Raw genomic sequence first — 25,011 nt, forward strand, 5'->3', positions numbered from 1 at the left:
TGAACACCATGAACTACTCTCGGCGAGGTTTCCTCAAGGCCATGGCGGCGATGTCGGGCAGCGCGCTGGTCGCGCCCGGTCTGCTCACCGCCGCCCCGGCCCTCGCGGCCGGCGAGGCGGCCGCGGTCGGCGACGACATCACCACCTGGAAGATCTCCGGCTCGCACTTCGGCGCCATCCGCGCCAAGGTGGTCGGCGACCGCGTGGTCGATATCCGCCCCTTCGAGCACGACAAGCATCCGACGGAGATGGTCAAGGGCCTGCTCGGCCTGATCTACAGCCCGTCCCGCGTGCGCTACCCGATGGTGCGCCTGGACTGGTACCGCAAGCGCCACCTCAGCGACACCAGCCAGCGCGGCGACAACCGCTTCGTGCGCGTGAGCTGGGACGAGGCGCTCGACCTGTTCTACGAAGAACTCGAGCGCATCCAGAAAAACTACGGCCCGTGGGCGCTGCACACCGGCGGCGTGGGCTGGCGCTCGGTCGGCCAGGTGCATAGCTGCGGCAACCACATGGTGCGCGGCGTCGGCATGCACGGCCGCAGCGTCGGTACCATCGGCGACTACTCGACCGGCGCCGGGCAGATGATCCTGCCCTACGTGCTCGGCTCGACCGAGGTGTACTCGCAAGGTACCTCGTGGGACGTGATCCTCAAGGAGAGCAAGCTCGTCGTGTTCTGGGCCAACGACCCGATCAAGAACCTGCAGGTGGGCTGGAACACCGAGACCCACGAGTCCTACGCCTACTTCGAGCAGCTCAAGGCCAAGGTTGCCGACAAGTCGATCCAGGTGATCTGCATCGATCCGGTCAAGAGCAAGACGCTGAACTACCTCGGCGCTGCCGAGCACCAGTACATCAACCCGATGACCGACGTGGCGCTGATGCTCGCCATCGCGCACACGCTGGTGAAGGAAAACCTGCACGACCAGAAGTTCCTCGACACCTACACCCTCGGCTTCGACCAGTTCCTGCCCTACCTCCAAGGCAAGACCGAGGACAAGGTCGAGAAGACGCCCGAGTGGGCGGAGAAGATTTGCGGCGTGCCTTCTGATCGCATCCGCGAGCTCGCCCGCCTGATGGCCAGGCACCGCACCCAGCTCATCTTCGGCTGGGCGGTGCAGCGCCAGCAGCACGGCGAGCAGCCCTACTGGATGGGCGCGGTGCTCGCCGCCATGCTCGGCCAGATCGGCCTGCCCGGCGGCGGCATCAGCTACGCGCACCACTACAGCTCGGTGGGCGTGTCCTCGTCGGGCGCCGCCATGCCCGGCGCCTTCCCGCTCAACCTCGACCCCGGCCGCAAGCCCAGGCACGACAACACCGACTACAAGGGCTACAGCGCGGTGGTGCCGATCGCTCGCGTCATCGACGCCCTGCTCGAGCCGGGCAAGGAGATCGACTTCAACGGCGGCAAGGTCAAGCTGCCGCCCTACAAGATGGCGATCTTCAGCGGCTGCAACCAGTGGCATCGCCAGCCCCAGCGCAACCGCATGAAGGAAGCCTGGCAGAAGCTCGAGACCGTGGTCGCCATCGACTACAACTGGACCGCCACCTGCCGCTTCGCCGACATCGTGCTGCCGGCGTGCACGCCCTTCGAGCGCAACGACCTCGACGGCTACGGCTCGTACAGCAACCGCGGCATCCTCGCGATGCAAAAGCTCATCGACCCGCTCTTCCACTCGCGCCCCGACTTCGAGATCTTCCGCGGCCTCACCCGGCGCTTCAACCGCGACGCCGAATACACCCGCGGCATGGACGAGATGCAGTGGATCGAGAAGATCTACGAGGACTGCCGCAAGGAGAACGGCCTCAAGGACATCGCCATGCCGCCGTTCGCCGAGTTCTGGCAGAAGGGTTACGTGCTGTTCCCCGAGGGCAAGCCCTGGGTGCGCCACGCCGACTTCCGCGACGACGCCGAGGTCAACGCGCTCGGCACGCCGTCGGGCTTCATCGAGATCTTCAGCCGCAAGATCGAGCGCTACGGCTACGCCGACTGCAAGGGCCACCCGGTGTGGATGGAGAAGACCGAGCGCTCGCACGGCGGCCCCGGCTCCGACCGCTTCCCGCTGTGGCTGCAGTCGGTGCACCCGGACAAGCGCCTGCACTCGCAGCTGTGCGAATCCGAGCCGCTGCGCGAGACCTACGCCATCGCCGGCCGCGAGCCGGTGTTCATCGGCCCCGAGGACGCCGCCGCGCGCGGCATCGCCCACGGCGACCTGGTGCGCGTCTTCAACGACCGCGGCCAGTTGCTGGCCGGCGCGCACGTGTCGGACAACTTCCCGCGCGGCGTGGTGCGCATCCAGGAAGGCGCCTGGTACGGACCGACCGGTCCGGAGATCGGCGCGCTCGACACCTACGGCGACCCCAACACGCTGACGCTCGACATCGGCACCTCCAGCCTGGCGCAGGCCACCAGCGCCAACACCTGCCTGGTGCAGATCGAGAAGTTCGTCGGCACCCCGCCGCGGGTGACGTCCTTCGGCGGCCCGATCGAGGTCGATCCGGAAGGCCGGGAGGTGAAGGCGTGATGGACGCGCGATCGCAGGCAGGAACACCCCCGCCCCTCTCGCCCGCGGAATGGCGGTTCGCGAGCACGCAGCGCGCCGGGCTGTACGGCTGGTTCTCCCGGCTGTACGCGCAGGAGGTCACCGACGAGCTGTTCCGCAGCCACTTCGCGGACGGGGGCTTCGCCCCCTTCGCGGGGCTGGCCGAGTTGGGCCTCGCCGCCGAGGTGCAGCGCCTCGACGACGCCGTCGCCGCGCTGCGCGCGGAGCAACTGCCACGCCTGGAGCTGGCCGCGGACTTCGCCCAGCTCTTCCTGCTCGACGGCACGACCAGCGCCCTGCCCTACGCCTCGGCCTACGCGGGCAAGGACGCCGCCTCGCCGCTCTACGGCGCGGCGGAGGCGCGCATGCGCGAGTTCCTCACCGCGCGCAAGCTGGCGATCCAGGCCGACTTCCGCGAGCCCGCCGACCACCTCGCCGTGGCGCTGGCGGTGATGGCGGAGGTGGCGGAGGTGGCGGAGAAGGACTCGGGGGCCAGCGACCTCCCCACCGCAGCCGCGACCCAGGCGGATTTCCTGCGCACCGCGCTGCTGGACTGGCTGCCGCACTTCGTCGCCCGCTGCCAGCAGGCGCGGCCGCGCTTCGACGTCTACCCGGCGCTGGCAGCCCTGCTGCTCGGGTTCGTGCGTGCGGACATGGCGTTTCTGGGGGATGTGAGCGGAGGTGCGGGGGCAGCCGCAGACTGACGCGCGCGCCCTGCACCGTCAAACCCGACGGTGCGAGCGCACGTCTCGGTGCGCGCCCGCACTCATGCCACGACGACGGTCGTCCGCACTTCGACCCCGAGCGCCCGCTTGATGGCGGCAAAGATCGCCGAGATGTTGCTCATCGTCGGATTGCCCGACGCCGACAGCATCCGGTGCAGGCTTTTCGCGGGCTTGTGGATCTCCTCGGCGAGGGACTCGAAGCCAAGGGTCGCGTTCACAAGGTCTCGCAAAACCAGCTTTGCGGTGTCGGGCTCACCGTTGATGAACAGGGTGATCGCCTCGTCGAGCAGCGCCTGCGCGAACGCGGGGTCGCGCTGCACCCGTGCAGCGACGGTCTGCTTGAAGTCGCGGGTCAGTGCCATGGTCAGGCTCCTTTATTCATCCGGGCCTTGCGGCGCTTGTAGTCCTCCCACAAGGCCACCGCTTCGTCGATATCGCGCTGCTGGCGCTTCTTGCTCCCGCCACCGAGCAGCACGACGATCTCGAGCCCATCCTTCTCCAGGTAGATGCGGTATCCAGGGCCCCAATCGATCTTGTACTCACCGATGCCCCGAAACCACTCGACGTTCGAGAGGTTGCCCAGCTCCATTCTTGCCGCTGCTACCGTAACCTTCGCGGCCGCGATGGGGTCGAGCGTTGAAAACCAGTCGGCGTAGGGACTGCTGCCATCAGGTAAAACAAGCTCTCTGAGATGGTAGGGCATTGCTTGCCAATGGTAACAGATAAGTTACTTTTAAGGAGAGCGACTTCAGCGAGCGTTCTCGAAGATTTTGCACAGCAGGGTCGGGTTGCCAACAGAATTGCTTACTGCATATTTCGATCGCATTTTACCTGTGGCAGAGGCCGGCGGGAAAACGCTGTTGGCGGGCCTATTCCCGCTCGCGCTGCTGATCCGCGTGATCCAAATGCTGCTGATGGGCGCCTACGCCCATTCGCCGCTGCGCGCGCTACTCTTCGGCAGCAAGACCACCGACCTGCTGCGCGCAGCGACGATCCCGACGTTGCTGCTGCGCTGATGCTCAGCGCTCGCCACCCTCGCAGCCCTCGCGCAGGCGCCTGGCGGCGAGGCGCAGCACGTCGAGATGCAGCCCGTAGTTCGAGCAGCCCCTGCACATCGCCGTATGCACCTTCAGCGCCAGGCGCTCGCGCAGGCTCAGCGTGCGCTCGTAGCGTTCGGACATGAGCCGGGTCGCGTCCTTGCAGTTCATCATCTTCATCGGGCCTCTCCCTGGAACCAGCGGTTCTCCAGACACTCCCGCAGCCCGAGCCGCGCGCGGTGCAGGATCACGAAGCAGTTGTTGGGGGTGATGCCCAGCTCCGCGCAGATCTCGGCGGTCTCGAGCTCCAGCAGCTCGCGCATCGTGTAGACGCGGGCGATGTGCTCGGGAAGCTTGTTCATGCAGAGGTCGAACACTTGCCAGAACGCGTCCTGCTCGAAGGCGGCTTCCGGATCGGACCAGGTCGCGGGGCGATCGTCGGGGTTCCAGTGCCCCCCTTGCTTGAACAGCACGTCGAACTCTTCCAGCCCGGCGTCCAGATCCGAGGACCCGACGAGATCCGAGCTGCAGATCTCACGCGAGGACGCGCGGATGTGGTCGACGATCTTGTTGCGCAGGATCGCGAACATCCAGGTCTTGAAGGCAGACCGCCCGGCAAAGCTCTTTGCGCTCCGCATCGCCGCCATCAGCGCCTCCTGAACCATGTCCTCCGCCGCCCCGCTGTCGCGCAGCTGCATGCGGGCAAAGCGCAGCATGTCGCGCCGGATGGCGCTGATCGACGCGTCGTCCCACGGCGGGGCCGCAGCCTGTGCGCCTGCCTTGCTCATCGCTCGCTCCTGTCGGGTGCAACCCGATCATCGCGCTTCGTCGCTAGATGGGGCGCCGCACAGGTCTCGTCCCGCGAAACGAAGCGGAACTCCGCAAACCCTGCGCGCGCCCGCTCGCCGGTGTTGTCCGTATCGGACGCCAGGGCAATCCCGCCGAGCTGCGCCGGCAGATCACCGAAGGCGCGCTTGAAGTCTTCCGCCACATCGCGCCGCTCGACGACCCAGGCCCCGGCATCCCCCGCGCCCGAGCGCAGCACGATCATGCGCGTGCGGTCGGTGTAGGCGTTGGGCATCAGGGTGCCGACCGGCTGGCGGTTGTCCCACACGTAGTTGAGCGCCGCGTCCGGCACCTGGTCGCCGTAGATCGAGCGCGCCAGCGCCAGCTTGGCCCGGGTGGCCAAGCCGAGCGCCTCGGGCGCCACCTTGAAGCTCACATACACCCGCGCCGCGTAGTCGTCGCCAGCCTTGGTCCTCATGTCCGCGGTGACGAGCGGCGCATCGACGCGCCACAGCCAGCACAGGTGCGGCGTGGCCTCGAGGTCGACCTCGAGCGGGCGGCCGAGCAGGGCCATGCTGCGCTCGGCGACCGCCTCGATCGCGACCACGCCATTCCAGGTCTTGAGTGTGTACCGCGTGGGCGCGACGCGCGCGTCGAGCTGCTGCACGCGCCAGGGCTCGGGCAGGCCCGAGGCGCCGGCGGGGAAGCGCCCGACCCAGACCGTGGCAGCCTGCGCCACGGTTGCGGAGCACATCAGTGACAGGGCGAGTGCCCAGCGCATGCAGGTATCTGCAGGCATCTGTGTTGTCTCCATCTCAGGCTGCTTGTCCTAAGCGCGTGGCTTGCAGGCTCCGGATGGTGGTCGGATCAGCACGGCACGCCTTCCCGGGAGGAAGAGAGCACGACACCCAACCTGCGCACCACGCCCCACGAACGCTTACAAGAATTGTGTGCGTGCCATACGCATCACCTACCGCGCAAACGTCTCAAGCCGGCGAGTGCGTCTTCAACCAGTCCTTGAGCGCGGCATCCATCCGCGTCTGCCAGCCATCCCCCGTCGCGCGGAACTGCTCCACCACGTCGCGCGACAAGCGGATCGTGATGCGTTCCTTGGTTACAGCGGCCGGCGGCCTGCCGCAGCGGATCGTCGGTTTGGCCGCCTCCCACTCCGCATCCGTATAGGGGATGGCATCCGGATCCGACAACGCAGCGGCCGTGATGGCTGCATCTTCCTCGGCGCTCGGATGCAGGGTTCCCGTCTTAAGCTTCGGCATAGCGTTTGACCTCTCGTTGCTTGGCCTTGCGAAGGCTGATCACCCGCCGGCTATCGGCACGATCCACGAAGACGACGGAATCTGTCCGACATTTTTGTACATGCACGTCCAATTCACCACACCCCGACCTCACTGCGACCACTTCCCCGCCCTTGCCTTCGCCGCGCGTGCAGTGCAAACCCACAAGTCCTGACACCACCCCGCCCGCTACAATCCCCGCACCCCAACCCGCATGCATGACCACCCCGTGACCTCGTCATCCACCTTGCCCCAGCCCGCCGACAGCGCCAGCCCCGCCGCCCTCGACGCCTTCATCGCGCGCTGGCAGCGCGCCGGTGGCAGCGAGCGCGCCAACTACCAGCTCTTCCTCGCCGAGCTGTGCGAACTGCTCGCGCTGCCGCGCCCCGACCCTGCCGGCGAGGACACCCGCGACAACGCCTACGTGTTCGAGCGCCGGGTGCTGATGCGCCAGCCCGACGGCAGCGCCAGCAACGGCTTCATCGACCTCTACCGCCGCGGCGCCTTCGTGTGCGAGGCCAAGCAGTCGGGCAAGACGCTCGACACCTCGGGCTGGGACAAGGCCATGCTGCGCGCCCACAACCAGGCCGACCAGTACGCCCGCGCCCTGCCCGCCGACGAGGGCCGGCCGCCCTTCATCCTGGTCGTCGACGTTGGCCGCAACATCGAGCTCTACGCCGAATTCAGCCGCTCGGGCGCCACCTACACGCCCTACCCCGACCCGCGCAGCCACCGCATCCGCCTCGACGACCTGCACCGCGAAGACATCCGCCAGCGCCTGCGCGAAGTCTGGCTCGACCCGCTCGCGCTCGACCCCGCCCGCCGCTCGGCGCGCGTCACGCGCGAGATCGCCGACCGCCTGGCCTCGCTCGCGCGCTCGCTCGAAGCCGCCGGCCACGCCCCGCAACAGGTCGCCGGCTTCCTGATGCGCGCGCTGTTCACCATGTTCGCCGAGGACATCGGCCTGCTGCCGCCGCGCGCCTTCACCGAACTGCTCGAAAGCCTCGCGGGCCAGCCGCACACCTTCGCGCCCATGCTCGAACACCTGTGGCAGAACATGAACACCGGCGGCTTCTCGCCGATCCTGCGCAACAAGGTGCTGCGCTTCAACGGCGGCCTGTTTTCCGAGGCCAGCGCCATCCCGCTCGACCGCGACCAGCTCGAGCTGTTGCTGAAGGCATCGAAGGCCGACTGGCGCTACGTCGAACCCGCCATCTTCGGCACCCTGCTCGAGCGCGCGCTCGACCCGCGCGAACGCCACAAGCTCGGCGCCCACTACACCCCGCGCGCCTACGTCGAACGCCTGGTGCTGCCCACCGTCATCGAACCGCTGCGCGCGGAATGGCGCGAAGTGCAGGCGGCCGCGCTCACCTACGAGCAGCAGGGCAAGCACAAGGAGGCGGTCGCCGAGATCCGCACTTTCCACCGCCACCTGTGCACCGTGCGCGTGCTCGACCCCGCCTGCGGCAGCGGAAATTTTTTGTATGTGACGCTGGAACACCTCAAGCGCCTCGAAGGCGAAGTGCTCAACCTGCTGCACGACCTCGGCGAATCCCAGGGCCTGCTCGAACTCGAAGGCGTCACCGTTGATCCGCAGCAGTTCCTCGGCCTCGAGATCAACCCGCGCGCCGCCCGCATCGCCGAGATGGTGCTGTGGATCGGCTACCTGCAATGGCACTTCCGCACCCACGGCTCGGTGACCCCGCCCGAGCCGGTGCTGCGCGACTTCCGCAACATCCAGCACCGCGACGCGCTGATCGCGTACGAGCGCGAGGAACCCGTCATCGACGAGGCGGGACGCCCGATCACGCGCTGGGACGGCCTCACCTACAGGAAGAGCCCGATCACCGGCGAGGACATCCCGGACGAGACCGCGCAGGTGGTGCAGATGCGCTACGTGGATCCACGCAGGGCGGAATGGCCGCAGGCCGATTACATCGTGGGGAATCCGCCGTTCATCGGCGGCTGGAAGATGCGGGCGGCGCTCGGTGACGGTTACGTCGAGACACTGTGGTCGCTATACCCGGAAATGCCGCAGAAGGCGGACTTCGTCATGTACTGGTGGGACATCGCTGCAGAGAAGGTTCGCACTGGTGGCGCTCACCGTTTTGGGTTTATCACGACAAACAGCATCACCCAAGTCTTTCAGCGCCGCATCCTTGAGCGCCACATCGGAAATACGGCCGCGCCACTATCGCTGGCCTGTGCCATTCCTGACCATCCGTGGGTCGATGCAGCCGATGGCGCGGCGGTGCGGATTGCGATGACGGTGGGTGCGGCCGGCAGCGCGCCTGGGATGCGCCTCGAAGTCGTTGCTGAGACCAACAACGGCGGCGATGAAGTCGATGTGCAGTTGCTTGCCCGCGAAGGCGTGCTGCATGCGGACCTCAAGATCGGTGCCAACGTTGCCAGCGCCGTTCCGCTGCAGGCTAATGCCGGTGTCTGTTCTCCGGGTGTGCAGCTTTACGGCAGCGGCTTCGTGCTTGAACCGGAAAAGGCAGCGCAATTGCTTGCACTGACGCCGACCTCGACGACCCAGCCCATCGTTCGCCCATATGTGAACGGTCGCGACCTGATGCAGAGCAGCCGCGGCTGCTCGGTAATCGATTTCTTCGGCTTCGATGAGGAGCAAGCGCGCGCGGTTCATCCGGCTGCCTACCAGCACGTGCTCGACTACGTGAAACCGGAACGCGCGTTGAATCGGCGCGAATCAATCCGCCGGCTCTGGTGGCGTTTCGGCTGGGAGCGGCCAAAACTCCGAGAGATGACCTTGGGTGTGAGGCGCTACATCTCTACTCCTGAAACCGCGAGTCATCGCATCTTCTGCTTCATCGACTCAACGGTGCTTCCAGACAATCGGTTGACCAACATTGCAGTGGAAGACGCTTTTGTGTTGGGCGTCTTCTCTGCGCGTATTCACGTACTTTGGGCGCTGACGACAGGGGGGACGCTCGAGGATCGGCCGATATACACAAAATCAACCTGCTTTGATCCATTCCCCTTTCCCGACCCCACCCCCACCCAAGCCGCCCGCATCCGCGACCTCGCCGAGCAGCTCGACGCCCACCGCAAACGCCAGCAAGCCCAGCACCCCGAGCTGACCCTCACCGGCATGTACAACGTGCTCGAGAAGCTGCGCGCCGGCGACACGCTCACGCCCAAGGAACGCACGATCCACGAGCAGGGCCTGGTGTCGGTGCTGCGCGAGCTGCACGACGCGCTCGACAGCGCCGTGTTCGAGGCCTACGGCTGGAACGACCTCGCCGCGCAACTCGTCGGCAAGCCCGGCGCCACCACGCCGCTGCCCGACAAGCCCGAAGCCCAGGCCGCCGCCGAGGAAGAACTGCTGCGCCGCCTCGTCGAACTCAACGCCGTGCGCGCCGCCGAAGAAGCCCGCGGCCACATCCGCTGGCTGCGCCCCGACTACCAGAACCCCGGCGCCACTTCCGCCACTGCCGTCCCAAGCCAGGTCGAAGCCGACTTCGGCCCCGCCGACGAGGCCGAATCCGCTGCAGCCCCCGCCGCCGCCGGCAAGGCGACCTGGCCCAAGAACATGCGCGAACAGGTCGCCGCCGTGCGCAGCGCGCTCGCGCATCAGCCGCTCCCCGCCGAGGCCATCGCCGCCCGCTTCAAGCGCACCCCCCGCGCCGGCGTGCAGGCCGTGCTCGAAGCGCTGGAAGAGCTGGGCATGGTGGCGCACGAGGGCGGCACGTATCGCTTGCAGGGGTGAGTCAATGAGCCGTCTTGTCCGGGAATCTGACAGCACCTATGCTGTCAATATCGTGCCAGTCGTCATCGATACGAATGTCTTCGTCGCAGCTTTGCGATCCGCGGGAGGTGCATCGCGACAGGTGCTGCGCCGGGCCTTGGAAGGCAATTTTCAGCCATTGTTCGGAAACGCACTCTGGCTGGAATACAACGACCTCCTTGGTCGGCCGGTGTGGGGCGATGCAACAACCTTGACCGAACGACAGCGGGTTCTGGCTGCACTTGCACGGCGCGGTCGATGGGTTTCGGTCTATTTCGGGTGGCGCCCGAACCTGCCCGACGACGGCGACAATCATCTTTTCGAACTTGCACTTGCCGGGAATGCAGCTGCGATCATCACCCACAACGTTCGGGATGTCGGGCGGGGTGAACTAAAGCTGGGCGCGCTGCGCGTGATGACGCCGGCTGAAGCATTGAAGGAGTGGCCATGAGTACGTTGACGATTCGTTTGCCTGATGACACCACCGCGAGGCTCAAGGCGCTGGCGCGTAGCCGCGGGCAGAGCATGAACAAGCTGATCGAAGAACTCGGCGCGCAGGCGCTGGCCGCATGGGATACGGAGAATCACTTTCGCGCCGTTGCGGCGACGGGTGACGTCCGCGCGGCGCTCGCGGTTCTGGATCGGCTCGATGCTGCGGATCGCGATTAAGGAATAACGGGGACGTACCCCGGTTACGCGCGAACAGGTCGCCGCCGTGCGCAGCACGCTCGCCCACCAGCCGCTCCCCGCCGAGGCCATCGCCACCCGCTTCAAGCGCACGCCCCGCGCCGGCGTGCAGGCGGTGCTCAAAGCGCTGGAAGAGCTCGGCACGGTGTTGCCTGAGGACGGTGCGTATCGGCTGCAGGGCTAAGGTCGCTTGTCGGCGCCTTTATGGCGGTGTTGACGGTGGTGCATACCGGGCGCAGTGGTGCGACGCGCGTGATCAGCTTTCGCCGGGCAAGTCGTGAACAACGCGAGGTATGCGATGAGTGGCTCGAAAACGAATGCGATGAAACGTAAGGCTGTGCTGGAGGCGGTACGCGCCATCCCGCCAGCGCAGGATTTTGTGTGGGACGGCTCGGATGAGGATGACCGTCCCGCCGCTGCAGTCGAGCTGGCCGCAGGAATCGAGGCTGCGCGGTGCAAGCGCGGACGGCCTGTCGGATCAGGCACCAAGGAGCAGGTCGCGATCTGCATCGACCACGACATCCTCGAGGCCTTCCGCGCGGGCGGGCCGGGGTGGCAGACGCGAATGAACGACGCCCTGCGCGAGTGGGTCAAGAAACATCCGACGCCGTGAACGGAAAACGGGGACAGACCCCGATTATCCCTCCGGTTGGGCGGCGTCAACCGGACAACAGGCGATCCACTGCGGCGCGATATGCGGCCATGTCTTCGCGCTTCGCCACTGCAAGAACGAGAACGGTCAGCACACCTTCTTCGACCTGGTAAACGAGCCGGTAGCCTTGCTTGCGCAACTTGATCTTGTAGCAGTCACGCAGATCGCCATGAAGCTCAGCCCCTGGCACCCTGGGATGCTCCAGACGCTTCCTCAGCAGTTTCTTGAGCACTTCCTTGACGCTGCCGTCGAGAGCGTTCCATTCGTCGAGGGCGTCGGGCAGGAACTTCAGTCGATAGCGCGGCGGCGGCGATTCAGAGCTGCTCAAGATCGACCTCGATCGCCTCAGCTTTCTTGGCCAGTCGCTGCCGCGCAAGCTCGACCAGGTCGCGGTCTGCCAACTCCTCGATCAGCGCCTCGAACAGCTTCGGCGTCACCATGTAGAAGGCAGGACGATTGTGGTTGAGAACCGCCACGGGCTTTTCCCCGGCCGTACGCAGGACCTGTGCGGGGTTCTTCTTGAACTCGGACATGCTGACCGAGAAATCGGCATAGATCGCATCCACAGCCACCTCCTTTAAAGAGCTACAAATATAGCTCCGTTTATAGCTCAAATAAAGGCGAGAATCGAGAAAAACGGGGGCAGACCCCGATTATCCCTTTAGCCGTCAGCCTTGCTCGCTATGGCTCAGATCAAGGCGAGCATCGGGGACGCCCCCCGCCGAACGACGACGCGTCACGCCTTGACCGCGCTGTCGTCCCGTCGTTCCAGATACGAGGCCAGCGCCTCGAAGAGCCGGTCGGTGCGTCCGCTCTCGTCTACATGTGGGAAAATCGGGGACAGACCACGATTAACCCATCCCGATCAAGCCTTCCCGCCCCTGTGCTCGTCAGGACCACCGCCGATGGGGTGCCGAAATGTGGAATGCCTTGTTCAACCTGTTCGTCGCGGCGGTCGTCGCGCCCGCGGCAGCGCTGATCGTGATCGCCTGGAGCGGAAAGCTCGGCTGGCCGCCGCTGCTGGGTTTGATCGTCGCCGTGGCGGCAGGCCTGGGCATCATCAGCGATCGAATCCGCAAGCCATGAGCCGCTGACCGCGATGCACCGGGGCGGCGTCCCATCGTCCCGCGTGGCTGCACGCACGCGCCGACCCCGCGCAGCACTTGAGAACTTCGCCGCAAACACGTTCAATACCGGCCTTCCGAGGCCGCCCCTCCACGACACGCCGACGCGACCCGCCTCGGCCACCGCCAAGCCTTCCGCGCCCACAAACCGCCGCGAGCATCCATGAGCATCCAGACCGTCCCCACCCGCCCCTTCCCCGGCCAGCGCCCCGGCACCTCCGGCCTGCGCAAGAAGGTCGCCGTCTTCCAGCAGCCGCACTACCTCGAGAACTTCGTGCAGGCGGTGTTCGACACCCTGCCCGGCCACGAAGGCCAGACCCTGGTGCTGGGGGGTGACGGCCGCTTCCACAACCGCGTCGCGGTCCGCACCATCCTGCGCATGGCGGCGGCCAACGGCTTCGCCCGCGTGCTGGTGGGCCGGGGTGGGCTGCTGTCGACGCCGGCGGTGAGCGCGGTGATCCGCGGTCGTGGCGCCTTCGGCGGGCTGATCCTGTCGGCCAGCCACAACCCGGGCGGACCGGAGGGCGACTTCGGCATCAAGTACAACGCCGCCAACGGCGGCCCCGCGCCGGAGAAGCTCACCGAGGCGATCTACGCGCGCAGCACGGAGATTGCCGAGTACCGCATCGAGGACGCGGGCGCGGACATCGACTTCGACACCCTCGGCACGCGCACCCTGGGCGGCATGACCGTGGAGGTGATCGACCCGGTCGCCGACTACGCCGAGCTGATGCAGCAGCTCTTCGACTTCGACGCCATGCGCGCCTGGTTCGCCGCCGGCCACCGCATGCGCTTCGACGCCATGAGCGCGGTGAGCGGGCCGTACGCGCGCGCGATCCTCGAAGGTCGGCTCGGCGCCCCCGCCGGCACGGTGATCAACGGCGAGCCGCTGGAGGATTTCGGCGGCCACCACCCCGACCCCAACCCGGCGCACGCCGCCGAGCTGATGGCGGCGATGTCCGGCCCCGGCGCGCCCGACTTCGGCGCGGCCTCGGACGGCGACGCCGACCGCAACATGATCCTCGGCCGCGACTTCGTGGTCACCCCGTCCGACAGCCTGGCGGTGCTCGCCGAGCACGCCACCCGGGTGCCCGGCTATCGCGCCGGGCTGGCCGGCATCGCGCGCTCGATGCCGACCTCGCGCGCCGCCGACAAGGTCGCCGCGGCGCTCGGCATCCCCTGCCACGAGACGCCCACCGGCTGGAAGTTCTTCGGCAACCTGCTCGACGCCGGCCAGGCCACGCTGTGCGGCGAGGAGAGCTACGGCACCGGCTCGAACCACGTGCGCGAAAAGGATGGCCTGTGGGCGGTGCTGTTCTGGCTCAACCTGCTCGCCACCACCGGGCGCTCGGTGGAAGACCTGGTGCGCGCGCACTGGGCGCGCTTCGGCCGCCACTACTACTCGCGCCACGACTGGGAGGGCATCCCCAGCGAGCGCGCCGACGCGCTGATGGCCGAGCTGCGCGCGAGCCTGCCCGCGCTCGCCGGACGCGACTGCGGCGACGGCCTGCGCATCGCCAGCGCCGACGACTTCGCCTACACCGACCCGGTCGACGGCTCGGTGAGCACCCGCCAGGGCGTGCGCCTGCTTTTCGCCGACGGCAGCCGCATCGTGTTCCGCCTGTCGGGCACCGGCACTGAGGGCGCCACGCTGCGCGTGTACCTGGAGCGGTTCGATGCCGACCCGGCCCGCCACGACCAGCCGGTGCAGCAGGCGCTCGGCGCGCTCATCCGCATCGCCGACGAGGTCGCCGGCATCCGCAGGCACAGCGGCATGGAAGGGCCGACGGTGGTGACCTGACGGCTGGCCGGCGCTGCCTCGCACCAGTCTGTTCACAAGGCGCCGCGCAACTTCCGGCACTGTCTGGACGGTGCGACGCGCGGCGCTTCAGCGCGCGGCACCGTCTCAACGACGCCTGCGCCACATCAACGCCGCTGGTGCCGGGCCGCAGGCGGCGCCGGCGGTGGCGAGAAGCGCGGCCGGAAGACGAGCAGTTCGCCGCCGTTCGCGTTGGCGGTCCACAGGCTGCCGTCCGCACCGAGCGCGAGCGCGAGGTTTTCTTCCGGCCCGTCTGCGAAGCGCTGTCCGACGAACAAGGCCCGCCCGTCGGGCGCAAAGCCGTGGAGCGTGCCGCTGCACCAGAAGAAGAGGTTGCCTGCGCCATCCATGACCGGATTCGAGCTCGCGCACAGCCCGTCCCCGAAGCGCCGGCCGGCATCGCCCGGCCCGAATCCACGCACGTTTAGCGCGCCATCCTGGACGAAGCACACGCGGCCATCGGGCGCCAGCACCGGCTGCGTGCTCGTCCCGCCGCTCGCCTGCCAGCGCGGCGCGCGCCCGGCGAAGGCCCACACGGTTCCCGTGCCGTCCTCCGCGTCGTAACCCGAGAAGATCCACTCGCCCGCGCGCATGCCGGCCACCGGCAGGTGATGCCTCCAGCCGGACCCGGCTGTACCGTCGCCGAAGACGAGGCGCTCGGCCTCGGCGGGGTCGTGCAGATCGACGAGCACCGCGCCCTCGCCGTTCGGGACCGCCACGTATCGGCCATCGGTGCTCAGCGCCGGGCTGCCCGGCGTGATCGTCCCCGCACCCTCGTGCAGTCCGAAGAACAGGAAGGGGCGCAATCGCGCGTCGAGGCCGAGCACGCCATCCACGCCATCCCCGAGCACGAGGTAGAGGCTGCCGTCCTCGCCCACGGTCGGTTTGGTGAAGGGCGCCAGGCGCACCGGCATCTGCGGGGCGAGCTCCGGTAGCACAAAGCGGTGGCGCAAGGCGCCGCGGGCCTCGAGGTCCCAGGCGCGCACGGCGTCCTCGGTGACCAGATAGAGCAAGCCCTGCGGGCCGATGACCGGCGCGCGCTGCACGACCCCGCCGCCGATCTCGCTCGACCACAGCAAGGCCCCCTTGCCATCGAGCACGACCAGAAAATTGCGCTTGCCCCGCTGCACTGCGATCACCTGATCGCGCCACAGCAGCGGACGCTCTGCGAGCAGGCCGGGGCCGGCGTCCTCGCCGACGGCGGGCAAGGGCAGCGCTTGCAGTTCGAAACCGCTCGGGCCGTGCGCCGGGTTGGAATCGCCACGGCCGCTGTGGCCGGCGTCGTGCTGCGGCTGGTGCCAGCCCTTCGTGGCTGCGGCCGCCGCCGCGTCGGGCGCGTACTGGATGACCAGGCGGGGCGCACTCGAGGCGTGCCGAATCGTGTCCTCCGCCGGCGCCCGGCCGTGCAGCAGGCTGCTCGCCCTGGCGGTGGCGGTGTAGAGCTCGAGCTCCAGGCGACGGGCCGGCGCCGCGGCCGCCTCGGCGACGGCCTCGCACAGGCGGCCGTTGTCGGGGTTCAGGGACACCGGACGGTCGGGTCTCAGGTCGCGCAGCGCGGCGAGCGGACGTGTCTCGCCCACGCGCCGCACCGCCAGCTCGACCACGGCGGCGACCGCCTCGTGCTCGCGCACATATCGCACCTCGCTCGCCACCACGCGCAGCACGCAGCGCCGCATCTGCGCCGCCGACAAGCCGGCGGGCAGGCTGCCGAGGTCGAAGGCCAGCCTCACGCCATTGCCGGGCAGAAGCCAGTAGTGCTCCCCCCCGATCGCCGCCAACGCAGCGGTCGCCGCCTCGGTCGTCGATGCAGGCTGGGGATCGAGCGCCTCGAGGAGGGTCGTGGAGACCGCCGAGCTGCCCGCAAACGCCACGCTCCCCGGTTTCGCCGCAGCCACCGTGCGCTCGGCCGCCGGCAGCATGGCGGGCACCAGCGCAAGCAGCGCCAGGCAGATGTGCAGTGATCGCAGCTTCATCCCATCCTCTCCTTGCGCATCCCGGAGGCGTCGCGCCTAGGCCGGGAAGTACAGTCGCAGCGCACGGTCCGCCGCGCATTCGTTCTCCGCGGCGTGCAGGTGGACCACCAATGCGCCGGCGCGTAGCGCCTGCACCTGGACATCCTCGATCTCCGCCGGAACCAGGCGCTGCAGATCCCCGCAGGGCAGCACCGCCCAGCGCTTGGCGGGCGCATCCACCAGGCGCAGCGCGATGGCCTCGACCCGCTCGGCGTCGCCGCCATCCGGTTCGCCGCAACGGTCCAGCCATGCGAAGGCGTGCAGACTGCACCCGTCGCTCGCCAGCGCGGCGGCAAGCACCCGCCCGTCGATCAGGTCACCGAGCAGGAAGCTGCGCTCCCAGCGCTGGCCGTCGAACGACCACAGGTCGAAACACTCGCTGCGTTCCTGGTCGGACTCCCGCCCCGGTTCGCTGCCCTCCTCCGCGGCAAGCTCCGATCCTGTCCTGCCGAACAGCCACACCCGCCCCCCGTGAACCACCGGCTGGGCGCCGCCGCGCGGACGCTCGCGCGGCCCCCCCGCGGGCTGCTCGTTCCAGTCCAGGGTCGGCCCCGCGGCGTTCTCGGCAGGCTTCTCGTCCTCGGCAGGCGTCCACACGGCGGCCTCCTCGGCAGGCTTCTGCATCGCCGCCCAGGCGTCGCAGAGCGGCGCGCCGGCGGAGTCGATGCCGCCGAACACCCACAGGCGATCCTCGAACACCGCCACGCCATGTGCCCGACGGGCGCACCAGGAGGCCTCGCCGTGATCCCGCCAGCGCGGTTCGCGGGCACCGACGTCGAGGCTCCAGACCTTGTTTCCGCAGCGCCCCTCCGTGCCGGACATGCCGCCAAAGAGCCACAGGCGACCGCGGAACAAGGCCCCGGGCAAGCGCTCGCAGCCAGGCGGGAAGGCCACGAACGGGCCTGCCCCCTCAGTTGCCCCTGCAGTTGCCCCCTCGGTCACCCCCTGCGCACCCACCGGCTCCCAGGGCCCCAACGCATGGTGCGTGCGACACAGCAGCACGCGCGAGCCGCCCACCCCGGGCAACGCGACGCTCGCGTACAACTTGCCGCCGGCAATTCCGAACAGGCGCAGCGGCACCGCTTGTGCGCTCGTATCGGCGAGGGCGGGCATGGCCAGCCTGCGGCCCTCCCGCGTCGCCAGCACGCAGGGCCAGCGCTGCCAGCCCGGCCGCAAGGCGCGCACGCGCAATCTCGCCTCGTGACGCTCGCCCGCTCCGTCCCAGCCCCGCAGCACGAACTCGGCATCCGCAACCCCCACCACGACGCGCCGCCCCCCTTCGTCCGGGACGTCCTCGGCGATGCACAGGCCGTCACGCAGCAAGCTCAGGCCCGCCAGCCCGCAGGTGCACCAGCGCAGCTCGACGACGTCGCCGGGCAGGTTCACCGCGGCCTGGTCCGGCACGCAGGCAAAGTCGAGCACGCCCGCGGCCGATGCACGCTTGGCGAGCCGCAGCGCAATCTCCACCGCGGCGACCGCATCGCCGCTCGCCTGCAGCCCGAGCGCGAGCGCCGCAAGGCCGGGCTGCGCGTCCGAGACCGCGCCCGACAGGACCACCTCGAGGGCGTCGCCGGGCCGCAGCAGGACTTCGCCGCGGCGCAGCAACCATAGCTCGCAGCGCTCCGGCCGCTGCGGCGGCAGCCGCCACTGCGCCACCCAGCCCGCCGGCGCCTGGCAGGTCCAGCGCCGCAGTTGCGCCGCGCTCCGCACCAGGTCGCCCTCCCCGCCGCCGACCCCGCCACGCAGGACGAGCGCCAGCCAGCGCGTGCGCGCAAGCGCCGCGTCGCCGCGGTAGTCGATCCGCAGCGTCAGCCGATTGGCTGCGGAACGCGCGCCGACGACGAAGTCGCCCAGGCTGTCGAGGCGGGCCAGCAGCCCCATGGCGTCGTCCGTCATGCCCGCCTCCGCAGTCGCAGCGCCACCTCGGCGATGCGGCACGCCGGTGGCGAGTCGCGGTCCGAGGTGGCGAGCCGACGCCATGCGCGCAGGCGGTAGCGGCCGGCCTGCGGATGCGCCAGCACCCAGGTCGAGGGCAGGGGCGCCACCGCGGTGCACAGCAGGACGCGCCCGTCCGGTGCGCTCAGCTCGATGGCGTCGGCGCCGCTCACCGTCCACACGAGCGTGGCGGGCACGCCCCTGGGAAGCTCGAAGCCCTCCGCCGCATCCTGCGCGGCCCCGCCCGCCGACGCGGCGGTCGCAGCTTCGACCACCCCGAAGCCGTCGATCGCCAGCGCGACCGCTTCGAGCCGCAGCCAGCCCTCGGCCAGCGCGAGCCCGGACGGGAAGGCGACGCTGCCGCTCGCCGCGGTGTCGATGATCTCGCGCTCCTCGCGCACGCCCACGCGCGGGTGATGGTTCCACGACCACTGCCCATAGAGGTCCGACGGCCGCGGCATGCGCAGCTCGTCGCGCGCACCCAGCACCGGGCCGGTGAAGAACATCAGCGAACGCGCACGCACGCGCTCGCACGCGCCGGGCGGCCGGAAGCTCGCGCGCGGGAGGACCGCGCTGGTCACCGTGAAACCGCGCTCCGGGTCCATCAGGAGGATGAGCTCGAGCGGGCGCTCGATGCTGACCACGGGCTGGGCCCGGTCGCGCAGCTCGGGCCTTCCCCCGCCGGTGCGCAGGCCCCAGGCCGGGTGGAAATGCCCCGGCTCGTCGGCCAGGAAGAAGCCCGCGAGCCCGTCCCCCGCGCTACCGTCGAAGTCGCCCAGGCGCAGCGGAAACTGGATCGCCCCGACTCCGCCGCAGTGGCCTCCACCCTGAACACTCGCCGGGTCGTGGGCAGGTGCGCCATCGAGCTCGAGCCGCAGGCGCGCGCGCAGCAGCGCCAGCGGCCGTCCGACGAGAAGCCCGACAGCGGGGTCGTCGGCGTCGGGCAGGAGTTCGCCCGCCGCCTGCTGCAAGGTGTCGAGCAGGTCGGCGAGACGCGCCCCGCTCGCCCCCTGCCAGCGCAGCAGCTCGCGCACGACTGCACGGACGACCGGATCGGCGCCGCTTTCGGCCAGAGGATCGGCCGGGTCGAGCATGGCCTCGCCCTGCGCCTCCGCTGCTGTGGCGGCGTGCGGACCGCGCGTCGTGACCCAGCGGAAGCCGTCGATCGGGCGGGCGCGTCCACCGACGCCGTGCGCGTCCGCCTTGCCGCGCATCGCCTGCAGGGCGCCGAGCAGATTGCCCGCGCCGTCGAGCACCACGAGCGTGCCACCGACCCGATCGGGAAGGATCCAGCCGCACGGCTCGCCCTCGCCGGGCTCCTCTGCGGCATCGTCCTGCTCCCGCGCGGTTCCGCCCGGCTTGCTGCCCTCGTCGCACCCGCTTGCAGGCCATTCCACCACCAGGCGGGCGGCCTGCACCAGACGCGGCTCGAACAGCGCAGCCCCGCCGGGCCCGCGCAGGCGTGGCGGCAGCAGCACCGGAAGGGCACCGCCGCCCTCGGGCCGCAGCTCCATGAACTGGCCGAAGGCGTCGATCACCCGCAGGCGCTCGATGCGCAGCAGGCCGGCGCGCAGCGGCAGCAGGCTCGCGTTGCGCAGCGGCGACAGCCATTCTGCAGCCTCGAGCTGTGCGGCATGCGGCGCGGGACGCAGCGGCCCCGCCGGGCCGTCGGCCTCGAGCGGGGGAAGTTCAGGTCGTGCGCAGCGGGCGAGCAGGCCGTCCATCAGGCCGTCGAGGTTCTGCCCGAGGACGTCGATCGCGGCCACCTCCATTCCGGCCTTGGCCAGGCGGCGCCGCAGCGCGTCGGCCACGCCGGGGGTCATCAGCGAGGTGCCGGTGAAGACGTGCTCGCGCCCGGGGACCGCCTCGACGCTGCGCTCGAACCCGTTGCCGCGCGCATCGAGCCGCCACCCCGCGAGCGCCTCGGCCCCCTCCCCGGCCCCGGCGAGCTCGCTCCACGACACCCGCCACTGCAGCAGCAGCGGCAGCCAGGGGTTGCCACACCAGCGCGTGCAGGCGATCGCCGCGGGGGCCAGGTCCGCGCTGCCGGGAGCGCCGGTTCCGGACCCGCCGGCGGGTGGCGCGTTCGAGGGGCCGGCGTCGGTTGCATCTGCACGGGGAACGACTGTCCCGTCTGCACGCGCGATGCGCATCGCCTCGCGCAGCAGGCCCGCCGCGGGTGCCGGAATGCCACGGCGCTGCAGATCGAGACCCGCCATCGCGCCGATCACGGCCTCATCCTTGGCGGCGGCAGGGCCGCCCTCGGCGAGGCGGGTACTGGTCCGGCAGTGCAGCCGACCATCGGCGCGATGGCGACCGTCGGTGCCATGTCGCCCGGGGTCGGCAAAGGCCGCTCCGGCGAGCAGCAGGACCGGGTCGCGCGGGCGATGGAAGCGCACACCGTCGACCCGTCGCAACTCGTGGCCGGGCAGCAGGCACTCGACCAACGCGCGCACGCGCTCGAGCGGACGCCCGCGCGGCATGCCCTGCGCATCGACCCGCTCGGCGAGGCGCTCGCGTTGCAAGGCGATCCTCGCGCGCAGCACGGACTCCTCGGCGCGCCAGCGCTCGACCGCCTCGGCGTCGCAGTCGAAGCTGGCCAGGCCGCGCTGGTACCAGGCGAGGTAGAACGCCTGCCCGAGGCTGTCCAGCTCGCGCGCGACGGCGTCGGCCGCGCGCTGCTGTCGCTCCAGGGCGGCGAGCGCACGCCGCACGATGCCGGGGATGGCCTTGCGTGCAGGGCGCCCGGCACGCAGCGGGGCCGGCTCGCGCTCGGCGATCTCCCAGCCGGAGGCGCGCGACAGCGGCTGAAAGCGGCGCGCATGCAGTTCGTGGGCGAGGCGCTCGGCCCCGCCCGGATGCTCGAGCAGCGGATCCAGGTCCTGCTGCAATGCCTCGAAGTAGGCGGCGTGCTCGGCCGGCACGCCGGGCTGGGCGCCGAGCAGCGCCGCCATGGCCTCGGCGCCGTCCTCGCCCAGGGCCGCGCGGAAGGGGGCATCGCGCGGCGGGCCGCCGTACACCGCTGCCGGGCCGCGCCAGCGCAGCCCGGCGAGGAGACCATGGCACAGGATCTGCCCCGGCAGGTGGTGCCAGGCCGTGTCGAGCTCGGCCTTGCGCGCCTGCGCCTGGCGCCGCGCCTCGACATACTCGCTCGCGAGCCAGCGCGCCGCGTCGCGCGGCACGGCACCGCGGCGACGCTGTGCGACGCGGCGGGCGTGCGCGCTGGCCTGCAGCGCCCGATCCTCTGCCTCGAGCCGCTCCTCGTGCTTGACCAGGAGTTCATCGAGCCCCGGATACACCCATGCGCAGCCCTCGAAGAAGGCTTTCCATGCCCCCCAGTCGCGCGCCGAGCGCGCCTTGTGCAGGCAGACGGCGAGCGGATCCTCGTCCTTGGCGGCGGAGTACCAGCCGAGCACGAGGTAATGGAGTTCGCCCTCGTGCAGGGCGCACACGTCCTCGTCGTGGAAGCCGAGCACCCCGCGCCCGTGCGGGAAGCTCGCCGCGAACACCGGATCGCCATAGCCGAGCGCGGTGATGCCGGGCTGGCGCGCGGGGAGGCGTTCGGACCAGGCCTCGAGCGGCACGCAGCGCCCCAGGTGCACGAGCAACTCGTCCGGCCCGAGTGGCGCCGACGCGTCGGCGACCCTGCGCGGCCAGGCCCGCCCCGCGCGCACGCCGACCAGGGTGTCGCTCTCGACCACCCAGCCCCGGCACGCGGCATCGGCAGCCCCGAAACGCAACACGAGCCAGCGGTTGGGAATCGCCGGCATGCGCTGCCCGACGGCCTCGCCCTCGCCCGACTCCGGGGCGTGGGTGAGGCCGTCGGGCAGCGACCAGTGCAGATAGACCCCGGGCGCGAGCGCTTGAGGCGTCTCCTGGAAAGGCTCGCGGGCGAGCAGGCTGCCGAGGCAGGGCCCCCCCTCGGCGAGCGCGGAAAAATCGGCCGCGAGATCGATCGCCGCACTCGCCGCGCCCACCGCGAGCGCCTCGACGTTCATCGGCACGAGCAGGAAGGGACGGGAGGGGTCAGCCGACACGCGCACCTCCGGCAACGATCTGGAAACGGAAGGCCCCCGCCGCCTCGATCATCTGCATCGCGAAGGCGCCGGGGCCGAAGGGCTGCGCGGCGACGACTCCGTCGGGCACGGCGCCGCCAGCGGCGGCAGGTGCGGAGGCGGACGCGGTCGGCGCGACGCCAGGTGCAGACACCGGACGGAGCACACCGGCGAGCGCATCGATGTCGATCACCCCCGGGGCCCCGAGGACATTCGCGCCTGGCTCCGGCACGCCGCGCATCGGCACATCGATCGGGCGCCCGACGAGCGCCGCGCCGGTCTGCGGGTCGCGCCGCGTGCGCGTGAAGCCACTGCCACCGACCGTCGGGCTGAGCCCGAAGTGCAGGCCCTCGCGCGGCTGGCGGATCTCGACCGTGTCCGGCATGCCGTTGAAGAGCGCGAGCATGACGTCGTCGGCCAGCTGCTCGATGCGCAGCGCAGGCAGCTTGTTGCCCCCCTGCCACGCCTCGACCTCCAGGCCGCGCCAGCCTTCGACCACCGCCGAGCGCAGCAGGAAGCCACCGAGCGGCCAGGCCAGGCCGGCAGGCGACGCTGTCGAGGCCTTTTCCGAGGCTTTTGCCGAGGCCGTTGCGCGCCCCTCGCATTCGGCACGCAGGCGCGCGCGCACGCTCGCCGCGGCGCGTCCGGCCTCCCCCGCGGCGCCCACCTCGATGGGCAGGTCGGTCTCGGCGGCGGGATCGCCCACCGTGGGCGACAGGCAGAAGCGCATCACCCGGTTGACCAGAAGATCGCCGCAATCCGCGTTGCCCACGCTGCATGCCCCCTGCACCAGCGCCTGGATCCAGTTCGGGTCGAGGAAGAAGAAGCGCAGGGTCTCCGGCGGCAGCATGTCCTCGTCGGGCACCAGGTTGTGCAGCGGCACGCCGTAGAGCAGCACCAACCGTCCGAGCCAGGCGCTGGCCTCGGCGAGCATGGCCTCGAGTTCGGTCGCCCGCAGCACCGGCGCTGCCGTGGGCGCCGACGCCGCGGGCGCGATGGGGGTCGGCCCCGGCCCGAGGCCGGCACGTCCGGCCCCGACGCCAGCCTCGATCGCCTCTGCGCAAGCCAGCGCAAGCGCCTCGCGCAGCCGCCCGGGCCGCCCGCCATCGTCGGGCTCGCCGCGCACGCCCGCGCAGGGCACGAGGCTGGCCAGGCGGGCGGCGTGGCGCAGCTCGGCGAGCCGCCGCCGCAGGCCCAGCCGCGCACGCTCGAGCGCGAGCACGAAGCCGCGGTTCTGCAGTGCGAGCAGGCGACCGAGCTGCCAGGCACCGGCGTAGGCGGTGTCGAACATGCCGCACTCGGGGTCGTAGCGCAGGAGCTCGTCGCTGCAGCGCACCAGCCGCTGCACCAGGCGCGGCTGCGGGTATTCCAGAGGCACGAGCGGACCGCGATACCAGGACACCGTCCGCTCACCGTGGCGGAGCCGATGATCGAACGCAGCGTAGCCGCGGGCGAGCGCGCCATGCACCAGCGCGGCCGGCGTCGGAGCCTCTCCGGGCAGGCGCGCCGGCGCCGATTCGGCCGCCAGGGCCGGCTCGGGCAGTGGCAGGTGAAGCCAGGCGTCGACCCCGGCTGCCGTCCTTTCGGTCCCCGCTCCCTCGCTCCCGGCGCGCTCGCCCGCGATCCGTGCGCGCTCGAAGGCCCCCGCATCGAGCCCGCGCATCCGTGCCTTGAAGTCGCCCTTGCCGACGCACTCGAAACGCCAGCTCGCGAGCACCGCGAGGCGCACGCTGGTGTAGCCGTCGAGGCGGCTGAAGTCGGCGAGCACATCCGCGAAGCCCTCCAGCGAGACCAGGAAGGCATGATGCGCGCCCCCCGCGGCCGGCATGCGATTGCCGATCGCCACCGCATACCAGCCCTGGTCGTGCCCGCGGAAGATCTCCTTGTCGCCGGTGTCGATCAGCCGGGCATGGGCCAGCCAGGGCAGGTCCACATCCCGGGGCGCGATCGCGGCGAACAGCTTCGCCGGCAGGTCCAGCGCCTGGCAGCGCTCGCCAGCGTGGCGGGCCAGCAGCCGCTCGTGGTCGGGCCCCTCCTGGCCGAGTGCGGGAACCCGGACCCGGGCAAGACTCCGGCCCTGCGGGTCGCGCGCGAAGAGCAGGCTGTCCTCCTTGCTGTCCGCACCGCCGCACACCGGCAGCGGACGAGGCGGGACACAGGCTGCCACCGCCCTGCCCTCGCCCTGTTCCACGCCGGCGAGCAACTCGTCCTCGCCGAGCAGCAGCACGGCGAGCCAGGGTCGTGGCGGATCGCCCTGCGGCCCCCCGTCGAGCGTGCGCTCCCAAGGCAGCGTGCGGCGGGTGAACACCACGTGTGGCAGCGCGTCGGCGAAGGCGCCGGCCGCACCCGGCGGTGGATAGGTGGCGTGGATGTCCGCCGGCTCGAGGCGGAAGCGCGGCCCATCGACGCTGAACAACAGTTCGGACGCATAGGGCACCGAGTGCATCGGCAAGGGAACGAGGGGGGCCGCGCGTACCTCCTGATTCATGCGCAGGCGGTAGTCGCCCGCCGCGAGCGCGGGCAGGCAGGCATCGGCGAAGCGGATCTGCCCGGGCCCGACACTTGACGACGGAACGGCGGCGGTCTCTTCCACGAC

At 70.3% G+C, this 25,011-nt stretch carries 22 protein-coding genes; 10 read left to right on the plus strand and 12 right to left on the minus strand.

Going from position 1 to position 25,011, the window contains the following annotated elements:
* Positions 1–8: 8 nt before the first annotated feature.
* Both torA and torD read left to right on the plus strand, forming a co-directional pair.
* Positions 9–2,525, plus strand: a complete 2,517-nt coding sequence (gene torA, locus PO78_RS19325) for a trimethylamine-N-oxide reductase TorA (protein ID WP_004304961.1) — start codon at positions 9–11, stop codon at positions 2,523–2,525.
* Complete coding sequence (torD, locus tag PO78_RS19330; RefSeq protein ID WP_043746184.1) at positions 2,525–3,247, plus strand: molecular chaperone TorD; 723 nt, start codon at positions 2,525–2,527, stop codon at positions 3,245–3,247. Before torA ends, torD begins: the two co-directional genes overlap by 1 nt.
* A gap of 62 nt (positions 3,248–3,309) precedes the next feature.
* Here the strand turns inward: torD and PO78_RS19335 are convergent, their stop codons facing one another.
* Together PO78_RS19335 and PO78_RS19340 are read right to left on the minus strand one after the other, a co-directional pair.
* A complete protein-coding gene (locus tag PO78_RS19335; protein ID WP_004304966.1) occupies positions 3,310–3,630 on the minus strand; it encodes a helix-turn-helix domain-containing transcriptional regulator in 321 nt (106 codons plus the stop codon).
* 2 nt (positions 3,631–3,632) lie between these two features.
* Positions 3,633–3,971, minus strand: a complete 339-nt coding sequence (locus PO78_RS19340; protein WP_043746187.1) for a type II toxin-antitoxin system RelE/ParE family toxin — start codon at positions 3,969–3,971, stop codon at positions 3,633–3,635.
* Positions 3,972–4,128: 157 nt separating this feature from the next.
* Here PO78_RS19340 and PO78_RS23010 point away from each other — a divergent pair, with 157 nt between their 5' ends.
* On the plus strand, positions 4,129–4,284 hold the full coding sequence (locus PO78_RS23010; protein ID WP_231570770.1) for a universal stress protein: 156 nt from the start codon (positions 4,129–4,131) through the stop codon (positions 4,282–4,284).
* Between the two features lie 3 nt (positions 4,285–4,287).
* Here PO78_RS23010 and PO78_RS19345 read toward each other — a convergent pair whose 3' ends face one another.
* The 4 genes from PO78_RS19345 to PO78_RS19360 form a co-directional block, all read right to left on the minus strand.
* The gene (locus PO78_RS19345) at positions 4,288–4,485 is read right to left on the minus strand and encodes a zf-HC2 domain-containing protein (protein ID WP_004304972.1); all 198 of its coding nucleotides are present in this window, start codon (positions 4,483–4,485) and stop codon (positions 4,288–4,290) included.
* Positions 4,482–5,093, minus strand: a complete 612-nt coding sequence (locus PO78_RS19350) for a sigma-70 family RNA polymerase sigma factor (protein ID WP_043746190.1) — start codon at positions 5,091–5,093, stop codon at positions 4,482–4,484. Before PO78_RS19350 ends, PO78_RS19345 begins: the two co-directional genes overlap by 4 nt.
* On the minus strand, positions 5,090–5,890 hold the full coding sequence (locus tag PO78_RS19355; protein ID WP_043746193.1) for a DUF3047 domain-containing protein: 801 nt from the start codon (positions 5,888–5,890) through the stop codon (positions 5,090–5,092). Before PO78_RS19355 ends, PO78_RS19350 begins: the two co-directional genes overlap by 4 nt.
* A gap of 187 nt (positions 5,891–6,077) precedes the next feature.
* The gene (locus PO78_RS19360) at positions 6,078–6,365 is read right to left on the minus strand and encodes a BrnA antitoxin family protein (protein ID WP_004304977.1); all 288 of its coding nucleotides are present in this window, start codon (positions 6,363–6,365) and stop codon (positions 6,078–6,080) included.
* A gap of 232 nt (positions 6,366–6,597) precedes the next feature.
* On the opposite strand from PO78_RS19360, the gene PO78_RS19365 reads away from it, so the two are divergent.
* From PO78_RS19365 to PO78_RS19375, 5 genes are all read left to right on the plus strand, one after another.
* A complete protein-coding gene (locus tag PO78_RS19365; protein ID WP_052484466.1) occupies positions 6,598–10,113 on the plus strand; it encodes a class I SAM-dependent DNA methyltransferase in 3,516 nt (1,171 codons plus the stop codon).
* A 4-nt stretch (positions 10,114–10,117) separates the two neighbouring features.
* The gene (locus PO78_RS22575) at positions 10,118–10,582 is read left to right on the plus strand and encodes a putative toxin-antitoxin system toxin component, PIN family (protein WP_082047912.1); all 465 of its coding nucleotides are present in this window, start codon (positions 10,118–10,120) and stop codon (positions 10,580–10,582) included.
* A complete protein-coding gene (locus tag PO78_RS19370; protein WP_043746196.1) occupies positions 10,579–10,800 on the plus strand; it encodes a ribbon-helix-helix protein, CopG family in 222 nt (73 codons plus the stop codon). Before PO78_RS22575 ends, PO78_RS19370 begins: the two co-directional genes overlap by 4 nt.
* 46 nt (positions 10,801–10,846) lie before the next feature.
* On the plus strand, positions 10,847–11,002 hold the full coding sequence (locus PO78_RS23015) for a hypothetical protein (protein ID WP_156147855.1): 156 nt from the start codon (positions 10,847–10,849) through the stop codon (positions 11,000–11,002).
* Between the two features lie 114 nt (positions 11,003–11,116).
* On the plus strand, positions 11,117–11,431 hold the full coding sequence (locus PO78_RS19375) for a BrnA antitoxin family protein (protein WP_043746199.1): 315 nt from the start codon (positions 11,117–11,119) through the stop codon (positions 11,429–11,431).
* A gap of 46 nt (positions 11,432–11,477) precedes the next feature.
* Here PO78_RS19375 and PO78_RS19380 read toward each other — a convergent pair whose 3' ends face one another.
* A complete protein-coding gene (locus PO78_RS19380) occupies positions 11,478–11,798 on the minus strand; it encodes a type II toxin-antitoxin system RelE family toxin (protein ID WP_012585651.1) in 321 nt (106 codons plus the stop codon).
* Complete coding sequence (locus PO78_RS19385) at positions 11,785–12,036, minus strand: type II toxin-antitoxin system prevent-host-death family antitoxin (RefSeq protein ID WP_012585652.1); 252 nt, start codon at positions 12,034–12,036, stop codon at positions 11,785–11,787. Before PO78_RS19385 ends, PO78_RS19380 begins: the two co-directional genes overlap by 14 nt.
* A 364-nt stretch (positions 12,037–12,400) precedes the next feature.
* Between PO78_RS19385 and PO78_RS23260 the strand changes: the two genes are divergently transcribed.
* Together PO78_RS23260 and PO78_RS19390 are read left to right on the plus strand one after the other, a co-directional pair.
* A complete protein-coding gene (locus PO78_RS23260; RefSeq protein WP_187283066.1) occupies positions 12,401–12,556 on the plus strand; it encodes a hypothetical protein in 156 nt (51 codons plus the stop codon).
* A gap of 201 nt (positions 12,557–12,757) precedes the next feature.
* Positions 12,758–14,395, plus strand: coding sequence for an alpha-D-glucose phosphate-specific phosphoglucomutase (locus PO78_RS19390; RefSeq protein ID WP_004304985.1), 1,638 nt, complete (start codon positions 12,758–12,760; stop codon positions 14,393–14,395).
* Between the two features lie 125 nt (positions 14,396–14,520).
* Here the strand turns inward: PO78_RS19390 and PO78_RS19395 are convergent, their stop codons facing one another.
* From PO78_RS19395 to PO78_RS19410, 4 genes are read right to left on the minus strand one after another with little or no spacing between them, the layout of a single operon-like run.
* Positions 14,521–16,386: a hypothetical protein gene (locus tag PO78_RS19395; RefSeq protein WP_043746203.1), complete on the minus strand. Its 1,866-nt coding sequence runs from the start codon at positions 16,384–16,386 to the stop codon at positions 14,521–14,523.
* Positions 16,387–16,422: 36 nt separating this feature from the next.
* The gene (locus tag PO78_RS19400) at positions 16,423–18,321 is read right to left on the minus strand and encodes a hypothetical protein (protein ID WP_043746206.1); all 1,899 of its coding nucleotides are present in this window, start codon (positions 18,319–18,321) and stop codon (positions 16,423–16,425) included.
* Complete coding sequence (locus PO78_RS19405; protein WP_156147856.1) at positions 18,318–22,397, minus strand: hypothetical protein; 4,080 nt, start codon at positions 22,395–22,397, stop codon at positions 18,318–18,320. Before PO78_RS19405 ends, PO78_RS19400 begins: the two co-directional genes overlap by 4 nt.
* A complete protein-coding gene (locus tag PO78_RS19410) occupies positions 22,387–25,008 on the minus strand; it encodes a hypothetical protein (RefSeq protein WP_043746212.1) in 2,622 nt (873 codons plus the stop codon). The genes PO78_RS19405 and PO78_RS19410 overlap by 11 nt, the downstream gene beginning before the upstream one ends.
* Positions 25,009–25,011 lie beyond the last annotated feature (3 nt).

Origin of the sequence: Thauera sp. SWB20 (genome assembly GCF_000831325.1) — a bacterium.
In the GTDB taxonomy this organism is placed as follows: Bacteria; Pseudomonadota; Gammaproteobacteria; order Burkholderiales; family Rhodocyclaceae; genus Thauera; species Thauera aminoaromatica.